The 1,392-nt window shown below is 55.0% G+C and carries 1 rRNA gene (cut by a window edge); it reads right to left on the reverse strand.

Features of this window, described 5'->3' with window-relative positions:
- Positions 1–1,392, reverse strand: a 23S ribosomal RNA gene (locus tag ACP7AR_RS17490) (its annotated part extends 373 nt beyond the left edge of the window); the annotation flags it as partial.

The raw sequence follows: 1,392 nt of genomic DNA on the forward strand, positions 1-1,392 counted from the left end.
CAATCAGCCTGTTATCCCTAGAGTACCTTTTATCCGTTGAGCGATGGCCCTTCCACGCGGGACCACCGGATCACTATGGCCGACTTTCGTCTCTGCTCGACTTGTCAGTCTCGCAGTCAGGCGGGCTTATGCCATTGCACTCGACGACCGATTTCCGACCGGTCTGAGCCCACCATCGCGCGCCTCCGTTACACTTTAGGAGGCGACCGCCCCAGTCAAACTACCCACCACGCCATGTCCCGGGACCGGATAACGGTCCTCGGTTAGACGTCAACGACAGTAAGGGTGGTATTTCAAGGATGGCTCCACCAGAGCTGGCGCCCCGGTTTCATAGCCTCCCACCTATCCTACACATACGGTCGCTAACGCCAAGGCGAAGCTATAGTAAAGGTTCATAGGGTCTTTCCGTCTGACCGCGGGAACCCCGCATCTTCACGGGGAATTCAATTTCACTGAGCCTGTGCTGGAGACAGTGGGGAAGTCGTTACGCCATTCGTGCAGGTCGGAACTTACCCGACAAGGAATTTCGCTACCTTAGGACCGTTATAGTTACGGCCGCCGTTTACCTGGGCTTCAGTTCGTCGCTTTCACAACTCCCTTTAACCTTCAGGCACCGGGCAGGCGTCAGACCCTATACGTCGCATTGCTGCTTCGCAGAGCCCTGTGTTTTTGCTAAACAGTCGCTACCCCCTGGCTTGTGCCACTCTGCAAAGGTTGCCCTAAGCAGAGTCACGCTTATTCCGAAGTTACGCGTGCAATTTGCCGAGTTCCTTCAGCACAGTTCTCTCAAGCGCCTTGGTATGCTCTACCTGACCACCTGTGTCGGTTTCGGGTACGGTCTCTGCCAGAGTTATTTCCAGGGACAACTTCCCTGCCAGGACAATCCAATAAGCCCTGACAAGTTACGCCATCCGTCACTTCTGGCTGGTGCAGGAATATTTACCTGCTTCCCATCGACTACGCTTTTCAGCCTCGCCTTAGGGGCCGACTAACCCTGCGCAGATTAGCTTTACGCAGGAACCCTTGGTCTTTCGGCGGGAGTGTCTCTCACACTCCTTATCGTTACTCATGTCAGCATTCTCACTTCCGATACCTCCAGCCAGGCTCACGCCTGACCTTCACCGGCTTACGGAACGCTCCGCTACCGCTCGCTTACGCGAACCCATATCTTCGGCGCATGGCTTGAGCCCCGTTACATTTTCCGCGCAGGATCGCTTGATCAGTGAGCTGTTAAGCTTTCTTTAAAGGATGGCTGCTTCTAAGCCAACCTCCTGGTTGTTTTGGGATTTCCACATGCTTTCCCACTTAGACACGACTTGGGGACCTTAGCTGTAGGTCAGGGCTGTTTCCCTTTTGACGACGGACCTTAGCACCCGCCGTCTGTCTCCCGAG

This window comes from Microbacterium sp. TWP3-1-2b2 (assembly GCF_049896145.1).
Classification (GTDB): Bacteria; Actinomycetota; Actinomycetes; order Actinomycetales; family Microbacteriaceae; genus Microbacterium.